This window comes from Actinocorallia populi (genome assembly GCF_002995495.1).
Classification (GTDB): domain Bacteria; phylum Actinomycetota; class Actinomycetes; order Streptosporangiales; family Streptosporangiaceae; genus Actinocorallia; species Actinocorallia populi.
The window spans coordinates 226083-245078 of the sequence record NZ_PVZV01000007.1; the positions used below are offsets into that span (position 1 = coordinate 226083).

The window sequence follows — 18996 nt, forward strand, 5'->3', positions numbered from 1 at the left end:
CTCGGACCACCAGAGGCAGGGACAGCCCTACCGTCACGGGCATCTGCGAGCGTTAATCTGCCTTGAATGTCCGCATCCCTACCGCAGACTCCCTGGGAGGCGTGCTCCCGGCCGGGTCTCCTGCTCGGGTCGTGGCCCTGGCGGTCGGCCGCCCACCTGCTCTCCAGCGCGCTTCTGGCAGCCCCTTTCACGGCCTCGGCGCTGTTCGCGGGGGTGGAGGCGGTGCACGGACGAGGCGTCCCGCTCCTCGCGGCGGTCGTCCTGTTCGCCGCGGCCGGGCCGCTGCTCGCGGTACCGCTGGCGCGGTGGGAACGCCGACGGCTGCGGCTGGTGGATCTCCGGCCGATCCGCTCCGGGCATCGAGTGCCGCGCAACGCGGGCCTGTGGCGCCGGATGCGCACCCGCTACGGCGAGGCCGCGACCTGGCGCGAGCTGGGGTACCTGGGGCTGCTGGCCGTGGCCGCTCCGGTGGGAGTCGCCGTACCCCTGCTCGTCCTGCTCTGGGCTCTCGCGGCACTCGTCGGGCCGGTGATGGTGCTGTCGGGCGAGGCCCCGGTGACTCTGCTCGCGATCGACGTCGAGACGCTCCCGGAGTCCTTCGCCCACGCGCTCGGGGCCGTGGCGGCGCTGTCCGCCCTGCCTTACCTGGTGTCCTTCCTGGCGGGCCTCCACGTGCGCGTCGCGCGGGTCCTCCTCGGCGAGGGCCCCGACGGGAGGCTGCGGGACGAACTCGTGGAGGTGGCACGGTCGCGGGCCCGGCTGGTGGACGCCTTCGAGGCCGAGCGGCGGCGCATCGAACGCGACCTGCACGACGGGGCGCAGCAGAGCCTCCTCGGCCTCACCCTCCAGCTCGGGCTGGCCCGCCTCGACCTCCCGCCGGACTCGCCCGCCGCCGAACGCGTCGCGGCCGCCCACCGGCAGGCCAAGGAGCTGATGGCGGAGCTTCGGGAGCTCGTCGAGGGCATCCACCCCCGCGTCCTCACCGACCGGGGGCTGCCCGGCGCGCTCGGCGAACTCGCCGACAGGTCCCCGCTACGCGTGGAGGTCGACGCCGCGCTCCCCGGGCGCCCGCCGGCCTCCGTGGAGGCGACCGCCTACTTCGTGGCCGCCGAGGCGCTGACCAACGCGGCCAAGCACGGCGGCGGCACCCAGGCCGCCGTGCGGGCATGGTGGCGGGACGGCCTGCTGACCGTGGAGGTCGAGGACGACGGGCACGGCGGGGCCGACCCCACGGCGGGGACGGGGCTGACCGGCCTGGCCGACCGGGTGGCCGTGATCGACGGCAGAATGCTGCTCGCCAGCCCTTCCGGCGGGCCGACGACCCTACGCGTGGAGTTTCCTTGCACACTGGAGCACCCCCTGTCCGAGTAGTCCTCGCCGAGGACGGCGTCCTGCTGCGCGAAGGGCTGGCCGGCCTCCTCGGCCGCTTCGGGTTCGAGGTCGCCGCGGCGGTCGGCGACGCCGAGGAGCTCATGGCCGCCGTCGCGGCGCACGGGCCCGACCTCGTCGTCACCGACATCCGCATGCCCCCGTCCCACACCGACGAGGGCCTGCGGGCCGCCGCGGCGCTGCGCCGGGAGCGCCCGGACCTGGCGGTGGTCGCGCTCAGCCAGTACGTGGAGCTGAGCTACGCCGGCGACCTCCTGGACTCCGCCGACGGGCGCCGCGTCGGCTACCTGCTCAAGGACAGGATCGTGGACGTCGAGGAGTTCGCGGCCACGCTGCGCCAGGTGGTGGCCGGCGGCACCGTGATCGACCCCAAGGTCGTCCGCCAGCTGCTGCGGCGCCGGGACGACCCGCTGTCGGTCCTGTCGCCGCGGGAGCAGGAGGTCCTCGCCCTGATCGCGGAGGGCTGCTCCAACGGTGCCGTGAGCGCCCGCCTGTTCATCTCCGAGGCGACCGTCGGCAAGCACATCGGCAACATCTTCACCAAGCTCGGGCTGCCCGAGGCCGACGACGTCCACCGCCGTGTCCAGGCCGTCCTGGCCTACCTGCGCGCCGGACGCCCGCTGCCGCCCGCCGCACGCTGAGCGGCCGCGCCCTCTTCCAGGCGGCCGGTGGCCACCAGCCATCCCACCACCGCGGCGAGCGGGACGATGGAGATCCACATGAGCTCGACGGTGCTGGTCCGCGACTCCAGCAGGTGGGACGTCAGCAGGGCCAGCACCATGTTGTTCCCGGCGTGGGCGAGGCTGACGACCCAGATGTTCCCGCTGCGCAGCCACAGCCAGGCCAGGATGTACTCCTGCAGGATGAAGGAGACCGTCCAGGACGCGAGCCCGAAGGCCACGTTGCCGAACTCGATGTATCCGACGAAGGCCAGGGGGAAGTGCCAGACCGCCCAGATCAGCCCGGTCGTCAGGATCGACAGGTGCGGGTCGCCGGGGAACAGGCGCGGCCGCAGGTAACCCGTCCAGCCGAACTCCTCTCCCCCGTACAGGGGCGTCAGAATGAGCAGCGCCACCGCCAGGACCGGCAGCGTGATCCAGCCCGGGACGCCGGACGCCAGGCCGTCGAGCTCCGAGAGGGCAGGCGCCTCGACCCCCAGGGCCACGGCGACCAGCACGGTCGCGGCCACCAGAACGAACGGTCCCGTCCAGGCGATCAGATACTGCGGCCGGGATGCGCGCAGACGCAGCGCGAGCCCCGCGTCCGCGAACCCCTCCCCGGTCACCCAGCGCCTGACGATGAACGCCGCCACGGCCGGGGCGAACGCGAAGGGCAGCTGGAGCAGCGGATCGAGGGCGGAGAGGCCGAAGAGGAAATGGCCGATCAGCAGCCACGCCCAGGCGGGCACGAAGGCGATCGCGAGGAAGACCGCCACGCCTCGGCCGGTCGTGCCCCCTGCCCGGGAGAAGGAATCGTTGGAGGACGAAAGTGTCATGCGGAAGATTCCACTCCCGCGCGCCCTTCTCCCACGAGAGGGCGGAGGCCCATCTCCGGGTAGTGCCGGCCCTACCTCCAGGCCGGCTCCCGGACTCCTTACGGGGCGGGCGGCTCGCGGTGCAGGCGGGCGGCGACCTGCTCGGCCAGCAGCGGGTCGGCCAGACCGCGCCGCCACGCCTCGGCGGCCTCCTCGTCCCGGCCGCGCAGCGGCAGGGTGCGGGCCAGCAGCTCGACGGCGAGCGGGGCGACGTCCGGGGCGTCCGTGGCGTCCACCGCGGCGCGGAACGCGCCGATCGCCTGCTCCAGGTGGGTCAGGCCCATGGCCACGGCCAGCCGGGCGTAGGCGTAGCCCTCGGGCGCCGCGGCGCGCAGGGCGGCGGCCAGGACCTGCTGGGCGCGGGCCGTCTGGCCCAGCTCCAGCAGGCGCTGGGCCAGGTCGTGGGCGGCGACGGGGGCGTACTGGCCGTCGCCGGTGGCGATGACCTTCTCCCACCAGCCCGCCGCGGTCTCGGTGTCGCCGTCGTCGTCGGCGAGCTGGGCCAGGGCCAGGCAGGCGGCGGGCAGGTAGGCCGGGTGCGCGGAGGAGACGACCAGGTGCCAGGCGTGCTCGGCGGCCGCCCGGTCCCCGGCCCGCTCGCACGACAGGGCCAGGTGGTAGGCGGCGCGCGGCCCGAACTCGGGATCGCCGGTCTCGATGGCCGTCCAGCCCGCGTCGCGGGCCGCCTCGTGCTCGCCGAGCCCCTCCAGCACCACCGCCAGGCCCAGCGCCGCCTGGGCGCGCGCGGACGGTTCGGGGTCCTCCAGCGCCCGTGCGAACAGTTCCGCGGCGGCGGGCAGGTCGCCGGACTCCGCCAGCAGGCGGGCCTGAGCCAGGGTCATGGCGGAGCGTCCCCCTTCGAGAAGTGATCTAGACCCTAACCGAAAGGGCCGCGGCGCCGACCCCGACGACACGGCCCTTTCAGGACGAAGTCCAAATCCCCCTCGAGCACCCCGGAAGGGTCAGTCCTCGAAGGCCTCCGGCGGCGGGCAGGAGCAGACGAGGTTGCGGTCGCCGAAGGCCTGGTCGATACGGCGGACCGGCGGCCAGTACTTGTTCTCCCGCAGGGAGGCGACCGGGTAGGCGGCCTCCTGGCGGGCGTAGCCGTGCTTCCAGTCCTCGGTGGTCAGCGTCTCGGCGGTGTGCGGGGCGTTGCGCAGCGGGTTGTCCTGGGCGTCCCACTCGCCGGAGCCGACCCGGTCGATCTCCGCGCGGATCGCGATCATCGCGTCGCAGAACCGGTCGAGCTCGGCCAGGCCCTCGCTCTCGGTCGGCTCGATCATCAGCGTGCCGGCCACCGGGAAGGACAGGGTCGGGGCGTGGAAGCCGTAGTCGATGAGGCGCTTGGCGACGTCCTCGGCGGTGACCCCGGTCTCCTTGGTGATCTTGCGCAGGTCGGCGATGCACTCGTGCGCCACCAGGCCGTTGCGCCCGGTGTACAGGACCGGGTAGTGCGGGGCGAGCCTGCGGGCCACGTAGTTGGCGGCCAGGACCGCCACCTGGGTGGCGCGCAGCAGCCCGTCGTGGCCCATGAGCGCGATGTAGGTCCACGGGATGGGCAGGATGCCCGCCGAACCCCACGGGGCCGCCGAGATCGGGCCGACGCCGGTGTCCGGTCCCGCCTCGGGCCGCAGCGGGTGGTTGGGCAGGAACGGCGCCAGGTGCGCGCCGACCGCGACCGGACCGACGCCCGGACCGCCGCCGCCGTGCGGGATGCAGAACGTCTTGTGCAGGTTCAGGTGGGAGACGTCGGCGCCGAACTCGCCGGGCCTGGCCAGCCCGACCAGCGCGTTGAGGTTGGCGCCGTCCACGTACACCTGGCCGCCCGCGGCGTGCACCGCGGCGCAGACCTCGGTGATCGTCTCCTCGTACACGCCGTGCGTCGACGGGTACGTCACCATGATCACCGACAGGTCGGCGGCGTGCTTCTCGATCTTGGCGTGCAGGTCGTCCATCGCGATGTTCCCGTCGTCGTCGCACTTGACGACGACGACCCGCATCCCGGCCATGACGGCGCTGGCCGCGTTGGTGCCGTGCGCCGACGACGGGATGAGGCAGACGTTCCGGTGCCCCTCGCCGCGGGACTCGTGGTAGGCGCGCACCGCCAGCAGCCCGGCCAGCTCGCCCTGCGACCCGGCGTTCGGCTGCACCGACACCTTCGCGTAACCGGTGATCTCCGCCAGCCAGGCCTCCAGCTCGCCGATCAGCTCGACGTAGCCGGCGGCCTGCTCGACCGGCGCGAACGGGTGGATGTTCGCGAACTCCGGCCAGGTGATCGGCTCCATCTCGGTGGTGGCGTTGAGCTTCATCGTGCAGGAGCCCAGCGGGATCATCGACCGGTCGAGCGCGATGTCCTTGTCCTGGAGGCGGCGCAGGTAGCGCAGCATCGCCGTCTCGGACCGGTGGGAGTGGAAGACCGGGTGGGACAGGAACGTGCTGGTGCGGCGCAGGGACTCCGGCAGCGCCCCGGCCTGGGCGGCCGGATCGGCCAGCGCGACCGCGCGGCGGAACCCGCGCTGCTCGATCGCCTCCAGCAGCGACTGCAGGTGCTCCTCGGTGGTGGTCTCGTCGAACGCCACCGCGATCGTCCGGTCGTCCACCAGGCGGATGTTGAAACCGGCACGACGCGCGGCCTCCACCGCCACGGGGGCGTGGCCGGGAATGCAGATGGTGAGGGTGTCGAAGTAGTGCTCGTGCACCACCTCGAAGCCCTCGACCTCCTGGGCCTCGACGGACGCGGCGAACGTCGCGGCCATCCGGTGGACGCGCCGCGCGATCTCCGTCAGCCCCTCCGGGCCGTGGTAGACGGCGTACATGGACGCCATGACGGCCAGCAGCACCTGCGCCGTGCAGATGTTGGAGGTCGCCTTCTCCCGCCGGATGTGCTGCTCGCGGGTCTGCAGCGCCAGCCGGTACGCCCGGTCGCCGTCGGCGTCGACCGACACCCCCACCAGGCGTCCGGGAAGCTGCCGCTCCAGCCCCTCGCGGACGGCCATGTAGCCGGCGTGCGGGCCGCCGAACCCGTAGGGCACCCCGAACCGCTGGGCCGAGCCCACGACGATGTCGGCGCCGAGCTCGCCGGGCGGGGTCAGCAGGGTCAGCGCCAGCAGGTCCGCGGCCACGACCAGCTGCGCGCCGCGGGCGTGCGCCTCCTCGGCCACCGGGCGCAGGTCGCGGACCCTGCCGGACGCGCCGGGATACTGGGCCAGGACGCCGAAGACGTCCCCCTCGGGGAGGCCGGCGTCCAGGTCGGCCAGGACCACCGGGATGCCCAGCGGCAGGGCCCGCGCCCGCACGACCTCGACCGTCTGCGGCAGCGCGTCGGCGTCCACCACGAACACGCCGGGCTCCTTGCGGCGGGTGGCCCGCAGCGCCAGCGCCATCGCCTCCGCCGCGGCCGTGCCCTCGTCCAGCATGGACGCGTTGGCCACCGGCACCCCGGTCAGGTCGGAGACCACCGTCTGGAAGTTCAGCAGCGCCTCGAGCCGGCCCTGGGAGATCTCCGGCTGGTAGGGCGTGTAGGCGGTGTACCAGCCCGGGTTCTCCAGCACGTTGCGCAGGATCACCCCCGGGGTGATCGTGCCGTGGTAGCCCAGGCCGATCAGCGAGGTCAGCACGGTGTTGCGCGAGGCCAGTTCGCGCAGCCGGGCCAGCGCGGCGCTCTCGCTCAGCGCCGGAGGCAGGTCGAGCGGGCGGCCGGTGCGGATCGCGGCGGGCACCGCGGCCTCGCTCAGGGCGTCGAGATCGGCGAAACCGACGGCGGCGAGCATGCGGGCCTGCTCGTCGGCGGACGGCCCGATATGCCGGTCGGAGAAGTCGAACTGCGCGGTCATGGACGAGCCTCCTGGAACGCGGAAGGGGTGCGGAGGGGTCGCGAGACCCCGCTCCCCCTCTGTCATGGGACCTGAGAGCTTCACCCGGCCGGGCTTGCACCTTCGGTGGGACCGTGCGGCCCGCTTTCCAGAGGCGCCTCGCCCACACGGTCCTTTTGCCTGAGAGGTTCCGGGGATGTTGCTCCTTCGGCGCTCCGCACCGGCTTGCGCGGAGTCTCTCCCGCACGGGGTCGACAGCACGATCAGTCTATCCGGTGGGTTATCCACCTCCCGCGGACGGGCCGGACAGGGAAGGATCCAGGTGTTCCCGAAACGTACGGAACACCCGCCGGACGCATGATCACACGGTGTCATGGTGGGGCTAATCTTTGGGGACGACCGGAACCGGGAGGACGGTGTAAGCGTGACGAGCACTCAGGGCGGCGCGGCCCTGGAGCCGATGCCGTCCTTCTCCGGGGCGGTGGTGGTGGAGGAGCCCTCCCTCCCCGGCCGCATCCGCAACCCCACCACCCTGGTCCGGGCGCTGGCCTGCCTGGGCGGTCTCGGGCTGCTCCTGCTGCTGTCCACCCTGGCCACCCAGACGACCACCGGCCTGGAGACCGACATCAGCCGCGGCACCGAGCAGGCGCCGCACTTCCTGCTGAGCCTGGCCGGGCTCACCGCCAGCTTCGGCGTGCTGGCCGTGCCCGTCGTGTTCGCCGTGGACCGCATCGTGCGCCGGGACGGCATGCGGGTGATGTTCGGCCTGTTCGCCGCGATCGCCGGCCTCGGCGTGGACTACGCGGTGGAGGCCTGGGTCACCGCCACCGGACCCAACGAGCTCACCGGCGTGCTGGGCCCGGCCGGCGCCGACACCGTCTCACTGCAGTCCGACCTCACCCCGGTGATCGCCTACGTCACCGCGGTGCGCCTGGGCGGCCGGCCCCGCTGGCAGGCGGTCATGTGGGGCACCATCGCGCTGGCCGCGCTGGCCTCCCTGGTGGCGGGCCGCTCCACCGCCCTCGGCCTGGTCGCCACCTACCTCATCGGCCGCCTCGTGGGCTACCTGACGCTCTACGGCCTGGGCACCCCCAACCCGCGGCCGCCGGGCAGCGCGGTGGCCGGGGTGCTGCGCCGGTTCGGGATGCCGCCCACCAGGGTGGTGCGCACCGACGACGGCACCCTCGACCACCGCAGCTACCTGGTGGAGCTGCCCGACCGGCGGCTGGACGTCACCGTCCTGGACCGCGACCAGCAGGCGGCCGGCCTGTTCTACCGGATCTGGCGCGGGCTGCGGCTGCGGGCCAACCAGCCGCGCCGCGCGGTGCGCTCGCTGCGCCGCTCCCTGGAGCAGGAGTCGCTGGCGTCCTACGCGGCGTCCACCGCGGGCGCCCGCACCCCCCGCCTGCTGGCCACCGCCGAGGTCGGCACCGAGGCGGCGCTGCTGGCCTACGAGCACCTGGAGGGGGTGCCGCTGACCGGCCTGCCCGACGGGGAGCTCACCGACGAGCTGATCATGAGCCTGTGGCGGCAGCTGGAGGTGCTGCACCACCACCGGATCGCCCACCGCAGCCTGGACGAGACCGCGATCACGGTCTCCGGCGGCGAACCCTGGCTGGTGGGGTTCGGGCGGGGCGAGACCGCCGCGAGCGACCTGCTGCTGCGGCTGGACCACGCCCAGCTGCTCACCACGCTGGCGTTGCGGGTGGGCGCGGCGCGCGCGGTGAACCTGGCCTCCTCGGTCATCGGGCCCGGGGCGCTGGGCGCGATCGTCCCGCTGCTGCAGAAGGTCGCGCTCTCCCGTGACACCCGCGCGGCGCTGCGCCGCGACAAGCAGCTGCTGAGCGCCCTGCGCGAGGAGATCCTCAAGTTCACCCCGGAGACCGAGGTGGCGGCGGTCCGGCTGGAGCGCTTCCGGCCGCGCACCGTCATCAGCATCGTCGCCGCGGCGGCGGGCGCCTACTTCCTGCTGTCCCAGCTCAGCAACGTCGACCTGGAACGGCTGGCGGAGCAGTCCGACTGGCGCTGGGCGGCGCTGGCGGTGCTGGCGTCCGGCATGTCGTTCGTGGCCGCGGCGATGATGGTCATCGGGTTCGTGCCCGAGCGCATCCCGCTGGGCCGCACGATCCTGGCCCAGCTCGCCGCCTCGTTCGTCAAGCTCGTCGCGCCCGCGGCGGTCACCGGCGTGGCGATCAACACCCGCTACCTCCAGCGGATGGGCATCCGCCCCGGCCTGGCCGTGGCCAGCGTGGGCGCCTCCCAGCTGGTCGGCCTGGGCGTGCACATCCTGCTGCTGATCATCCTGGGCTTCCTCACCGGCTCGGGCGGGGTCGGCGCCGACTTCACCCCGTCGCGCACCGTGGTGCTGGGGCTGCTGGCGGTCGCCACCGTGGCGGTGGTGGCCGCGGCGATCGGGCCGGTGCGGCGGCTGGTGGTCGGCCGGGTGCGGCAGTTGTTCTCCGGGGTGGTCCCCCGGCTGCTGGACGTGATCCAGGACCCCCGCAAGGTCGCCACCGGGCTCGGCGGCACCCTGCTGCTGACCGTCTCGTTCGTGTTGTGCCTGGACTTCTCCATCCGGGCGTTCGGCACCTCACTGGGCTGGACGGCGGTGGCCGTGGTGTTCCTCACCGGCAACGCGGTGGGCTCGGCCGCGCCCACCCCGGGCGGCGTCGTCGCGGTCGAGGGGGCGCTGACGCTGGGCCTGACGGTGGCGGGGCTGTCGGCGGAGACGGCGGCCTCCGCGGTGCTGCTGTTCCGGCTGCTGACGTTCTGGCTGCCGGTGCTGCCGGGCTGGGCGGCGTTCACCTACCTGCAGCGGAACGACTCCCTCTGACGGCCTTCTAAGGCCGGACGCGTGTGCCCGCGGGCGGCGTGCGCCGTACCGCGGGCGGCGTGCGCCGGAGGCCGTCCGCCTTTACGCAGTAAGGCTTCTGCGGGACCGACGGAGCCCGGAGCTGCCCAGGTTCCGTTCAGCCCGTCTTGCGGGCGCGGCGGCGGGCCGACAGCTCGTCCCGGCTCGGCCTCGTCTCCAGGTAGGGCTCGGCGTTCTCGGCGGGCAGGCTCGCCAGGCTGCCCTCGACCTCCTGCCAGACCCGGCCCAGGGCGATGCCGAAGACGCCCTGACCGCCCTGCAGCAGGTCGACGACCTCGTCGGCGCTGGTGCACTCGTAGACGCTGACGCCGTCGCTCATCAGGGTGATGGTGGCCAGGTGCTCCACTCCCCTGTCCTGCAGGTGGGTGACCGCGGTGCGGATCTGCTGGAGCGAGACCCCGGCGTCCAGCAGCCGCTTGACGACCTTCAGCACCAGGATGTCGCGGAACCCGTACAGGCGCTGGCTGCCCGAGCCGTGCGCCGGGCGGATGCTCGGCTCGACCAGGCCGGTGCGGGCCCAGTAGTCGAGCTGACGGTAGGTGATGCCGGCCGCCGCGCACGCCGTGGGGCCGCGGTAGCCGGCGCTCGCGTTCGGCATGGCCACTGCGCTGTCGAAAAGCAGGCCTTGCTCGCCGGCCTGCCGAGAGGCGAGCCGGCGCTCACGGTCCACCTTGTCCTCGCCGCTGCTCACCGCCACGCGGACCTCCGGCTTCTGTCAGCTCCCAGGTCTCCGGCAAGGGGGTTTGCCGGAATTTCCCCACGAGTGCTCCACCAGCACGGTAGGTGCCGGTCAGGGCAGGGTCAACGTTCACCGTCGGCGCGTCGCAGAGCGGATGTATCCGGCTTCACATGCGCAAACGGCTCAGCTTGCCATCTCCCCCTCCACCCCTACCCCCGCTCGGCGGGGGCGGAAACGGACGGGACCCCGTGGGATCGGCCGGACCCGCAGGTCAGGCGCCACTTTCGAAGTCCTCAGGGGACACCGTGTCGAGGAACTCGCGGAATTTCTCCACTTCGTCTTCCTGTTCGTCCGGGATGGACACCCCGGCCTCGTCCAGGACTTCCTCGCTGACGAAAATACTCGAACCGGTGCGCAGTGCCAGCGCGATCGAATCCGAAGGCCGCGCGCTGACCTCGGCACCGTTGGAGAACACCAGGTCGGCGAAGAAGATCCCCTCGCGCAGCGCGGTGATGTTCACCGTGTGCAAAGTGGCACCCAGCGCCTCGATGACCTCCTTGAACAGGTCATGGGTGAGCGGCCGCGCCGGCAGCATGCCCTGCTGCGCGTACGCGATGGCCGTCGCCTCCACCGCGCCGATCCAGATGGGCAGGTAACGATCGCCCTCGAGTTCCTTCAGCAGCACGATCGGCTGGTTGGAGGGCATCTCGACCCTGACGCCGACGACCTCCATCTGCTTCACAGCGGCTCCTCGCCTCACGATGGTCCTGCAGCCCAAACTACACCTTGGGTCGGCTAACCGCCCAAGCTGTCCTTGAGACCCGCCGAGACCAGCGCGGTGTGCAGCGCCAGGGTGAGCCCGCTCAGCTCGCGTGCGGTCCTGCCCGCCGCCTCGTGCGCCCCCGGGGCGCGGCGCTTGAGCAGAGGCGCGATGGTCTGCTCGATCAGCGCCAGCTCCCGCTCGGCGGCGGCCTTGATCGTCCTCAGGTGCCGCGCCTCGAAGCCGTATCCGGCCAGCCTGGCCGCGGTCCTGGCCACGGTCAGCGCGTCGGAGTCGTAGTGCGCGCCGGCGCGGCGCACCAGCCCGTAGGCCTCCAGCTCCTCCAGCCGCTCCTCGCTGATGCCCGCCCCGTCCAGCAGCTGCCGCCGGGTCAGCGCCACCTCGGCGGCGGGCGGGGAGCCGGCGTCGGCGGCCACCAGGGTGCGCGGCGGCCGGCTGTCGAGCTGCTCCTTGATCACCCGCAGCGGCAGGTACCTGTCGCGCTGGGCGGCCAGGATGTAGCGCAGCCGCTCCACGTCCACGGAGGTGAACTTGCGGTAGCCCGAGGGGGTGCGCTCGGGCTCGATGAGCCCCTCGGCCTCCAGGAAGCGGATCTTGGAGTGGGTGATGTCCGGGAACTCACCCTGCAGGCTGGCCAGGACGTCCCCGATGGTCATGTACGCCCGGGCGGCGTTCGCGCTCACCCGTGCTGGGGGTTGGTGAGGAACACGACCCGGAACTTGCCGATCTGCACCTCGTCGCCGCCGTTCAGCGCCGCGTGGTCGATCCGCTCCCGGTTGACGTAGGTGCCGTTCAGGCTGCCCACGTCCCGGACGGTGAAGCCCGCCCCGTGCCTGGCGAACTCGGCGTGCCGCCGCGAGACGGTGACGTCGTCGAGGAAGATGTCGCTCTCGGGGTGGCGGCCGGCCGAGGTGCGGTCCTTGTCGAGCAGGAACCGGCTGCCGGCGTTGGGACCGCGCCGCACCACCAGCAGGGCGGTGCCCGGGGGCAGGGTCTCCACGCTCAGCTGGTCCGGCGCCTCCTCGGAGGCCTCCGGGATCTCCAGCCCGTCGGTCAGCCCGCTGATCGAGATGGTCGAGGTCGACTCACCGGGGGTCTCCGGGGCCGGCTGCGCGCTGCGGACCAGCGGAGTGCCGCAATTGGAGCAGAAGCGGGCGCCATCGGGATTGGCGTGACCGCACTGCGTGCAGTAAACGCTCGGCATCGATCGGCTCGGCCTCCTACCATCGGCGTGTCCCCCTGGACACGCCCCACTCTGCTTGACTCCGGTCTGGACAACGCTACCGGCCACCTGTCCGACGGTCTATGCCGCCGCGCGGAACGGGCCTGCCGGAAAGCCTGTCAGGAAGACCGTACCGCGCTGGCGGCACTACCGGTGCGCGGAAGATCGAATCATCATGCCCGAATCACTGGGATGCGGGGTGACATCGGGGTGTTTCGGACACCCCGATGCCGCCCTGAGGTGAGGATCGTTCAGGACCCGGCCGCCTCCACGACCGCCGCCCACTCCTCCAGAAGCGCCGTGGCGCCGTCGTGGTCGGGGCCCTCGGCCCACAGGTGGGTGACCGCCTCGGCCGGGTCCGGCAGGACCAGCGCCCAGCGCCCGTCCTTCTCCACCACCCGCACCCCGTCGGTGGTGTCGACGGTCCGGTCGGCGGCCGCCTCCACCACGTGCCGCATGACGCTGCCCTTGGCCGCCCACGGGGTCGGCACCGACCGCTTGAGCAGGTGGGCCTGCGGGATGCGCTCGTCGATCTGGGAGAGGGTCATCCGGGTGCGCGCCACCAGCCCGATCAGCCGGACGAACGCCGCGATCCCGTCCACCGTGTGGCTGAACTCGGGGAAGACGAAACCGCCGCGCCCGTCGCCCGCGAAGACCACCTCGGGATCGGCCGCCGCCCTGGTCAGCACGTCCTGGGAGGTGGAGGTCCACTCCACCCGCACGCCGTGCCTGCCGCAGACCTCCTCGGCGACCCGGGTGGTGGTGACCGGCAGCGCCACCCGGCCCCCGCGCAGCTCCGCGGCGACCAGGTCGAGCAGCACGAGCAGGGCCCGGTCGTCGGAGATGCGCACGCCGTTCTCGTCGACCAGCGAGATCCGCTCCCCCACCGGGTCGAACCTGACGCCGAAGGCGGCACGCGAGGAGGAGACCAGCTCGCCCAGCAGGGCCAGGTCCCGGGAGCGCTCGGCCGGGGTCTCGGTGGGGTTGGCCTCGTCGAGCCGGTTGTTGCGGGTGAGCACCTCCACCCCGACCCGGCCCAGCAGCCAGGGCAGCACGTTGGAGGTGACACCGCCGGCGCAGTCCGCGACGATCTTGAGCTCGGCCTCCCTGATCCCGGACATGTCCATCCGGGCCAGCAGGTCGCGGCTGTAGGACTCCACGGTCCGCTGGGGGTAGCTCAGCTCGGCGATCTCGCCCGGGAAGGCCCTGCGGTACTCCTGGCGGCCGAAGACGCGCTCGAGCTTGCGCTGGGCCGCCTGGGAGAGGTCGGCGCCGGTGTCGTCGAGGAAGAGGATGTCCACGCCCTGCGGGTCGCCGGGCGTGGTGCGGATCACGATGCCGCCCGCGCAGTCCTCGCGGGCGGTCTCGAACCGGGCCAGCGGCAGCGCGCACGCCTCCAGGTCCTCGACGTTGATCGCGCTGGCGGTGAGCGCGGCGATGGCCGCGCGTTTGAGGGTGCGCGCGGCGCGGGAGGCGTCGCGGGCGGTGACGACCGTGGCGCCCTTCTTCAGGGTGGTGGCGTAGGCGCTGGTCAGCCGCACCACCAGCTCCGGGGTGATCTCCACGTTGATCAGCCCGGAGACGCCGCGGGGCCCGAAGAGGTTGCGCTGGCCGCGCGACTCCCAGATCACCGAGGCGTTGACCACGGCGCCGGCCTCGATGGTCTTGAAGGGGTAGACCTTCACCCCGTTGGAGACGTAGGCCTCGGCCTCGATGACGCACTCGTCGCCGACGATGCCGTTCTCCTCGATCCTGGCCCCGGCCATGAGGTCGGTGTTCTTGCCCACCACGCAGCCGCGGAGGTTGGTGGAGGGGCCCACGTACACGTTGTCGTGGACCACCGCCCGGTGCAGGAAGGCGCCCTCCTTGACGACCACGTTGCTGCCCAGGACGGTGTACTCGCGCAGTTCCGCGCCCGCCTCGACCTTGGCGTAGTCGCCGACGTACAGGGGGCCCTTGAGGACGGCGGAGGAGTCGACCTCGGCGCCCTCGGCGACCCACACGCCCGGGGACAGCTCGAAGCCGTCGATCTCCAGGTCGACCTTGCCCGAGAGCATGTCGGCCTGGGCCTTGAGGTAGCTCTCGTGGGTGCCGACGTCCTCCCAGTAGCAGTCGGCGACGTAGCCGTACAGCGGGGCGCCCTCGGCCAGCAGGGCGGGGAAGACGTCGGAGGACCAGTCGACGCTCTCGCCGGGGGCGACGCGCTCCAGGACCTCGGGCTCCATGACGTAGATGCCGGTGTTGACGGTGTCGGAGAACACCTGGCCCCAGGTGGGCTTCTCCAGGAACCGCTGAATGCGGCCCTGCTCGTCGACGATGATGATGCCGAACTCCAGCGGGTTGGGCACCCGCTTGAGCCCGATGGTGACCAGCGCGCCGTTCTCCTTGTGGAAGCGCACCATGTCGGTGAGGTCCAGGTCGGTCAGGGCGTCGCCGGAGATCACCAGGAAGCGGTCGTCCCGCAGGGCGTCCTCGGCGTTCTTGACGCTTCCGGCGGTGCCCAGCGGCACCTCCTCGGTGGCGTACTGCAGGCTCATGCCCAGTTCCTCGCCGTCGCCGAAGTAGTTGCGGATCAGCGAGGCGAGGAACTGGACGGTGACGACGGTCTCGGTGAAGCCGTGCCTCTTCAACAGGCGGAGCACGTGCTCCATGATCGGGCGGTTGATGACGGGCAGCAGAGGCTTGGGCTGGTTGGCGGTCATGGGACGCAGTCGCGTCCCCTCGCCTCCTGCCATCACTACGGCCTTCATGGCGCGGATGCGACTCCCTCGTTCTCGGCGCCCCCGGGGGGCAGGGCTCGGATGAGTTGTCGTGCCTGAACGGTGTAGAGGACCGCGGCCCACCAGTACAGGGCCGCGCCCCACAGGGCGAACGCCCACCCGATGACGCGGGCGGCGGTGGCGACGCCGCCGTCGTGGGAGCCCCACAACAGCAGCGGGAAGGCATACAGGAGGTTCATCGTGGCGGCCTTGCCCACGAAGTGCACGGGCAGGCCGTTCCAGCCATATCGCTTCAGCAGGGCCAGCAGGCCCGCCATGTAGACCTCCCTGCCGACGAGCAGGGCGGTCAGCCACCAGGGGACGATCTCGCGGACGGTCAGCCCCACCAGGGTGGCCAGGATGTAGAGGCGGTCGGCCGCGGGGTCGAGCAGCATGCCGAGCCGGCTGGTCTGGTCCAGCATCCGGGCGAGCTTGCCGTCCGCCCAGTCCGACAGGCCCGCCAGCATCAGCAGGCCGATCGCCCAGCCGTCGTGGCCGGCGAGGACCAGCCAGAAGAAGAGCGGCACCCCCAGGAGCCTCGCGAGGCTCAGGGCGTTCGGCACCGTCCAGATCCGGTCCTTCGTCTCTGCCAAAGCGGCTTCCACCTCCTGGGAGTTGACCTTACCTGCCAGGAGATCTCAACTCCCTTGGTGGATCGCTCCACCGGAAAGTACCTCTCGTTTATGACACAGCTCACATTTTTCCGGAGAGGTGCCTCTGCTGCCGCCGGACCCTTTTCCGCACCGCCGTCACGTCCGTCCCACCGGTGGGCATCCGCCTGCCGTCCAGCAGCAGGACGGACAGCGCCAGCAGGCCCAGCAGGCTGAAGTACAGCAGGTAGAGGCACGAAACGACCTCCACCGACAGGGGGAGGCGGACGATGGAGCGGCTGTCGGGCGGCGCGGCGGCGGCCGCGGCCAGCGACGCCAGGCCGGTGGTCAGCAGGCCGACCAGACCCGTCCCCTGCCGGTTCCGCCAGCGCCACGGGTCGTCCACGGCCCTCAGCCCGCGCGCGCCGCTCCAGCCGAGGAGGACGGCGTTGCCCACGCCCACCAGGGACATCAGCGGGTACAGCAGGACGAGCGCGGCCACGTCCCCCGGCGACATCCGCTCCAGGCCGATCCCCCCGGCGGGGCGCCCGAAGAGGGCGCTCGGGAAGACGATCAGGCCGTGCACGCTCATCAGGAGGACCAGTAGGGAACCCGTGCAGAACAGCAGGCTCACCGCCAACCGCAGGAATCGCATCAACCCTCTCCTCCTCATTTCTCTAAAAGGCTAGCAATAGCCCCCAAAGACTCCTAGTAAAAGCAGAACAAAGATTACTAAAACCGGGGAAATGGTAAATAATTTCGAGAGCCGCCTTTCACTACAGAAAGCAGTGTGGCAAGGAAGACGGAATACGGAGCCCGCGACGGGGAAGGGGGCCGCCGCCCGCGAGGCGGGACGGCGCGCCGGCCCGCCCATAATGATCGGATGGCGAAGAAGTTGTCACGCGAGGTGTACGAGCGGACGATCCTGGACCTGCAGGGCGAGCTGGTGAAGCTGCAGGAATGGGTCAGGGCCGAGGGTCAGCGGCTGGTCGTGGTGTTCGAGGGGCGGGACGCCGCGGGCAAGGGCGGCACCATCAAACGCGTCACCGAGTACCTCAATCCCCGCGTCGCGCGGATCGCGGCGCTGCCCAAGCCCACCGAGCGGGAGCGGACCCAGTGGTATTTCCAGCGCTACGCCGCCGAGCTCCCGGCCGCCGGGGAGATCGTCCTGTTCGACCGCAGCTGGTACAACAGGGCCGGCGTCGAGCAGGTGATGGGCTTCTGCACCCCGGAGGAATATGCACGTTTCCTCCATCAGTGTCCGATCTTTGAGCGGCTGCTGGTCGAGGACGGCGTGCTGCTGCGCAAATACTGGTTCTCCGTCGGCGACGCCGAGCAGGAGCGCCGCTTCCGGGCCAGGCTCGACGACCCCATGCGGCGCTGGAAGCTCTCCCCCATGGACCTGTACTCCCTCACCCGCTGGGAGGACTACTCGCGGGCCAAGGACCAGATGATGACCCACACCGACATCCCCGAGGCGCCCTGGTACGAGGTCGACAGCGACGACAAGCGGCGGGCCCGGATCAACATGATCAGCCACCTGCTGTCGACCGTCCCGTACCACGAGGTGGAGCCCCCGCGCATCACGCTGCCCGAGCGGCCGCCGTCCACCGGCTACGTGCGCCCGCCCCGGCGCGCCGCCCACCGGGTCCCCGACGTCGCCTCCGAGCTCCGCTGACGGGTCAGGGCGCCTTCTCCCCACAGGCGTGGAAGGCCTCGAGGGCCGTGGGCAGGGTGGGGAAGATCAGCTCCTCGCGCAGGACGTCCAGCAGCCCGAACCGGCGCAGATCCCCTCGCAGGTCCTGTTTGACGCGCGCGAGGGCGAACGTGACGCCGCGGCGGGCCAGCTCCGCGTGCACCTCCTCCAGCACGGCCAGCGCGGTGCTGTCGGCCTCGGCGATCGCCTCGGCGTTGAGCACGAACCAGCGCAGGCCCTCGGCGTGCTCGTCGGCCGCGGCCAGGCAGCGGCGGCGGAAGTCCTCGGCGTTGGCGAAGAACAGCGGCGAGTCGTACCGGTAGACGACCAGCCCGGGGACGACCTCGGCCTCGGGGTAGTCGTCGATGTCGTGCATCCCCGCCAGCCCCGGCACATGCCCCAGGACGGCGTCGTGCGGGCGGGCGACCCGCGCCATCATGTTCAGCACCGACAGCGCGACCGCCACGAGGATGCCGTACAGGACGTCCAGCAGCAGGACCCCGAACGTCGCCGACAGCGCCAGCAGGAACTCGGTGCGGCGGAAGGCCAGGAGCTTGCGGAAGCCCGCCAGGTCCACCAGGCGCAGGGCGGCGTAGACCACCAGCGCCCCCAGCGCCGCGCCGGGGAAGAGCGCCAGCAGCGGGTTGAGGACGAGCAGGACGGCCAGGACGCAGCCGAGCGTCACCAGGGAGAACAGCTGGGTGCGCGCGCCCGCCGCGGCGGCCAGCGCGGTGCGGCTGCCGCTGCTGCTCACCGGGAAGCCCTGGAAGAGGCCGGCGCCCAGGTTGGCGGCGCCCAGCGCGAGCAGCTCGGCGTTGCCGTCGGCACGGGGTCCTCCGGGTCGCTCGAACGCGCGGGCGGTGAGCGTCATGTCCGTGAAACCGACCACGAGGATGCCCAGCGCCGCCGGTACCAGCACCCCCAGGTCGGCGAACTCCGGCAGCATGGGCAGCGGCAGCCCCTCGGGAATCTCCCCCACGACCTCCAGGCCGTAGCGGTCGAGGCCGAAGGCCGCGACGGCCGCGGTGGCCAGCAGCACCACCAGCAGCGGACCGGGCCAGTTCGGCCGCCACCGGCTCAGGGCGAGCAGGAACAGCAGGCAGGCGGCGGCCAGGAGCAGCGTGCCCGGCCGCCACTGGCCGATCCCCCGCAGGAAGGAGCCGAACTCGGCGACCACCCCGGAGCCCTCGACCGGCACTCCGGTGGTGCGCTCCAGCTGGCCCACGATCATCAGCACCGCCACCCCGGCGAGGTAGCCGACGAGGATCGGGTGCGACAGCAGGTCGGCGACGGCGCCCAGGCGCAGCAGCCGTGCGAGGAGCGCGAACAGGCCGACCAGCGCCGCCAGGGCGGCGGCGAGCCCCGCGTGCCGTGCGGGGTCGCCGCCGGAGAGCGGGCCGACGACCACGGCGGTCATCAGCGCGGTCGTCGCCTCCGGCCCGACCGACAGCCGTTCGGAGGAGCCGAGCAGCGCGTAGGCGACGAGGGCGGGCAGCATGGCCCACAGGCCGGCCACCGGGGGCAGCCCGGCGACCGCGGCGTACGCCATGACCTGCGGCACCAGGTAGGCGGTCACGGTGAGCCCGCCCATCAGGTCGCCGCGTATCCACTCTTTCCGGTAATCCCGCCACCATCGCGACATCCGACGATGATGCCAGCACG

General features: G+C 72.2%; 15 protein-coding genes and 2 riboswitches. Of the genes, 4 read left to right on the forward strand and 11 right to left on the reverse strand.

Annotated features, from left to right (window positions below):
- The first annotated feature begins 66 nt into the window (after positions 1–66).
- Both C2865_RS27810 and C2865_RS27815 read left to right on the forward strand, forming a co-directional pair.
- On the forward strand, positions 67–1371 hold the full coding sequence (locus C2865_RS27810) for a sensor histidine kinase (RefSeq protein WP_106401549.1): 1305 nt from the start codon (positions 67–69) through the stop codon (positions 1369–1371).
- The gene (locus C2865_RS27815) at positions 1341–2030 is read left to right on the forward strand and encodes a response regulator transcription factor (RefSeq protein WP_198653706.1); all 690 of its coding nucleotides are present in this window, start codon (positions 1341–1343) and stop codon (positions 2028–2030) included. Before C2865_RS27810 ends, C2865_RS27815 begins: the two co-directional genes overlap by 31 nt.
- Here the strand turns inward: C2865_RS27815 and C2865_RS27820 are convergent.
- The 3 genes from C2865_RS27820 to gcvP form a co-directional block, all read right to left on the reverse strand.
- Positions 1988–2884, reverse strand: a complete 897-nt coding sequence (locus C2865_RS27820) for a CPBP family intramembrane glutamic endopeptidase (protein WP_106401551.1) — start codon at positions 2882–2884, stop codon at positions 1988–1990. The two genes, C2865_RS27815 and C2865_RS27820, sit on opposite strands and share 43 nt — an antisense overlap.
- Positions 2885–2982: 98 nt before the next feature.
- Positions 2983–3765 carry a tetratricopeptide repeat protein gene (locus tag C2865_RS27825; protein WP_106401552.1) on the reverse strand — a complete coding sequence of 261 codons (783 nt, stop codon included), beginning with the start codon at positions 3763–3765 and terminating at the stop codon, positions 2983–2985.
- 120 nt (positions 3766–3885) lie between these two features.
- Positions 3886–6756: an aminomethyl-transferring glycine dehydrogenase gene (gene gcvP / locus C2865_RS27830; protein ID WP_106401553.1), complete on the reverse strand. Its 2871-nt coding sequence runs from the start codon at positions 6754–6756 to the stop codon at positions 3886–3888.
- 49 nt (positions 6757–6805) lie between these two features.
- A riboswitch (glycine riboswitch) is annotated at positions 6806–6893 on the reverse strand.
- A riboswitch (glycine riboswitch) is annotated at positions 6894–6989 on the reverse strand.
- A 170-nt stretch (positions 6990–7159) separates the two neighbouring features.
- On the opposite strand from gcvP, the gene C2865_RS27835 reads away from it, so the two are divergent.
- Entirely contained in the window at positions 7160–9568 is a 2409-nt protein-coding gene (locus C2865_RS27835) for a lysylphosphatidylglycerol synthase domain-containing protein (RefSeq protein ID WP_232835838.1), read from the forward strand.
- A 136-nt stretch (positions 9569–9704) separates the two neighbouring features.
- Here C2865_RS27835 and C2865_RS27840 read toward each other — a convergent pair whose 3' ends face one another.
- The 7 genes from C2865_RS27840 to C2865_RS27870 all read right to left on the reverse strand — a co-directional run bounded on the left by C2865_RS27840 (position 9705) and on the right by C2865_RS27870 (position 16293).
- On the reverse strand, positions 9705–10304 hold the full coding sequence (locus tag C2865_RS27840; protein WP_198653657.1) for a MerR family transcriptional regulator: 600 nt from the start codon (positions 10302–10304) through the stop codon (positions 9705–9707).
- Positions 10305–10557: 253 nt separating this feature from the next.
- A complete protein-coding gene (locus C2865_RS27845) occupies positions 10558–11028 on the reverse strand; it encodes a bifunctional nuclease family protein (protein WP_106401555.1) in 471 nt (156 codons plus the stop codon).
- A 53-nt stretch (positions 11029–11081) separates the two neighbouring features.
- Positions 11082–11750 (reverse strand): transcriptional regulator FtsR, encoded by a 669-nt coding sequence (gene ftsR / locus C2865_RS27850; RefSeq protein ID WP_232835839.1) that lies wholly within the window; start codon positions 11748–11750, stop codon positions 11082–11084.
- Complete coding sequence (locus C2865_RS27855) at positions 11747–12271, reverse strand: FHA domain-containing protein (protein WP_106401557.1); 525 nt, start codon at positions 12269–12271, stop codon at positions 11747–11749. The genes ftsR and C2865_RS27855 overlap by 4 nt, the downstream gene beginning before the upstream one ends.
- Positions 12272–12540: 269 nt before the next feature.
- Positions 12541–15039 carry a mannose-1-phosphate guanyltransferase gene (locus C2865_RS27860; protein WP_106401558.1) on the reverse strand — a complete coding sequence of 833 codons (2499 nt, stop codon included), beginning with the start codon at positions 15037–15039 and terminating at the stop codon, positions 12541–12543.
- Positions 15036–15641 (reverse strand): cardiolipin synthase ClsA, encoded by a 606-nt coding sequence (locus C2865_RS27865; RefSeq protein WP_106401559.1) that lies wholly within the window; start codon positions 15639–15641, stop codon positions 15036–15038. Before C2865_RS27865 ends, C2865_RS27860 begins: the two co-directional genes overlap by 4 nt.
- A 100-nt stretch (positions 15642–15741) precedes the next feature.
- Positions 15742–16293 (reverse strand): hypothetical protein, encoded by a 552-nt coding sequence (locus tag C2865_RS27870; RefSeq protein WP_106401560.1) that lies wholly within the window; start codon positions 16291–16293, stop codon positions 15742–15744.
- A 228-nt stretch (positions 16294–16521) separates the two neighbouring features.
- Between C2865_RS27870 and ppk2 the strand changes: the two genes are divergently transcribed.
- Complete coding sequence (gene ppk2, locus C2865_RS27875) at positions 16522–17316, forward strand: polyphosphate kinase 2 (RefSeq protein WP_106401561.1); 795 nt, start codon at positions 16522–16524, stop codon at positions 17314–17316.
- A 4-nt stretch (positions 17317–17320) separates the two neighbouring features.
- On the opposite strand, the gene C2865_RS27880 is transcribed toward ppk2, so the two are convergent.
- Positions 17321–18976 (reverse strand): SulP family inorganic anion transporter, encoded by a 1656-nt coding sequence (locus C2865_RS27880; RefSeq protein ID WP_106401562.1) that lies wholly within the window; start codon positions 18974–18976, stop codon positions 17321–17323.
- Between the last annotated feature and the right edge of the window lie 20 nt (positions 18977–18996).

Excerpts from the sequence above, each read along its gene's own strand:
- C2865_RS27810 (WP_106401549.1), top strand. The coding sequence starts at position 67 with ATGTCCGCATCCCTACCGCAGACTCCCTGGGAGGCGTGCTCCCGGCCG.
- C2865_RS27820 (WP_106401551.1), bottom strand. The coding sequence starts at position 2,884 with ATGACACTTTCGTCCTCCAACGATTCCTTCTCCCGGGCAGGGGGCACG.
- C2865_RS27825 (WP_106401552.1), bottom strand. The coding sequence starts at position 3,765 with ATGACCCTGGCTCAGGCCCGCCTGCTGGCGGAGTCCGGCGACCTGCCC.
- gcvP (WP_106401553.1), bottom strand. The coding sequence starts at position 6,756 with ATGACCGCGCAGTTCGACTTCTCCGACCGGCATATCGGGCCGTCCGCC.
- C2865_RS27855 (WP_106401557.1), bottom strand. The coding sequence starts at position 12,271 with ATGCCGAGCGTTTACTGCACGCAGTGCGGTCACGCCAATCCCGATGGC.
- C2865_RS27860 (WP_106401558.1), bottom strand. The coding sequence starts at position 15,039 with ATGAAGGCCGTAGTGATGGCAGGAGGCGAGGGGACGCGACTGCGTCCC.
- C2865_RS27870 (WP_106401560.1), bottom strand. The coding sequence starts at position 16,293 with ATGCGATTCCTGCGGTTGGCGGTGAGCCTGCTGTTCTGCACGGGTTCC.
- ppk2 (WP_106401561.1), top strand. The coding sequence starts at position 16,522 with ATGGCGAAGAAGTTGTCACGCGAGGTGTACGAGCGGACGATCCTGGAC.
- C2865_RS27880 (WP_106401562.1), bottom strand. The coding sequence starts at position 18,976 with ATGTCGCGATGGTGGCGGGATTACCGGAAAGAGTGGATACGCGGCGAC.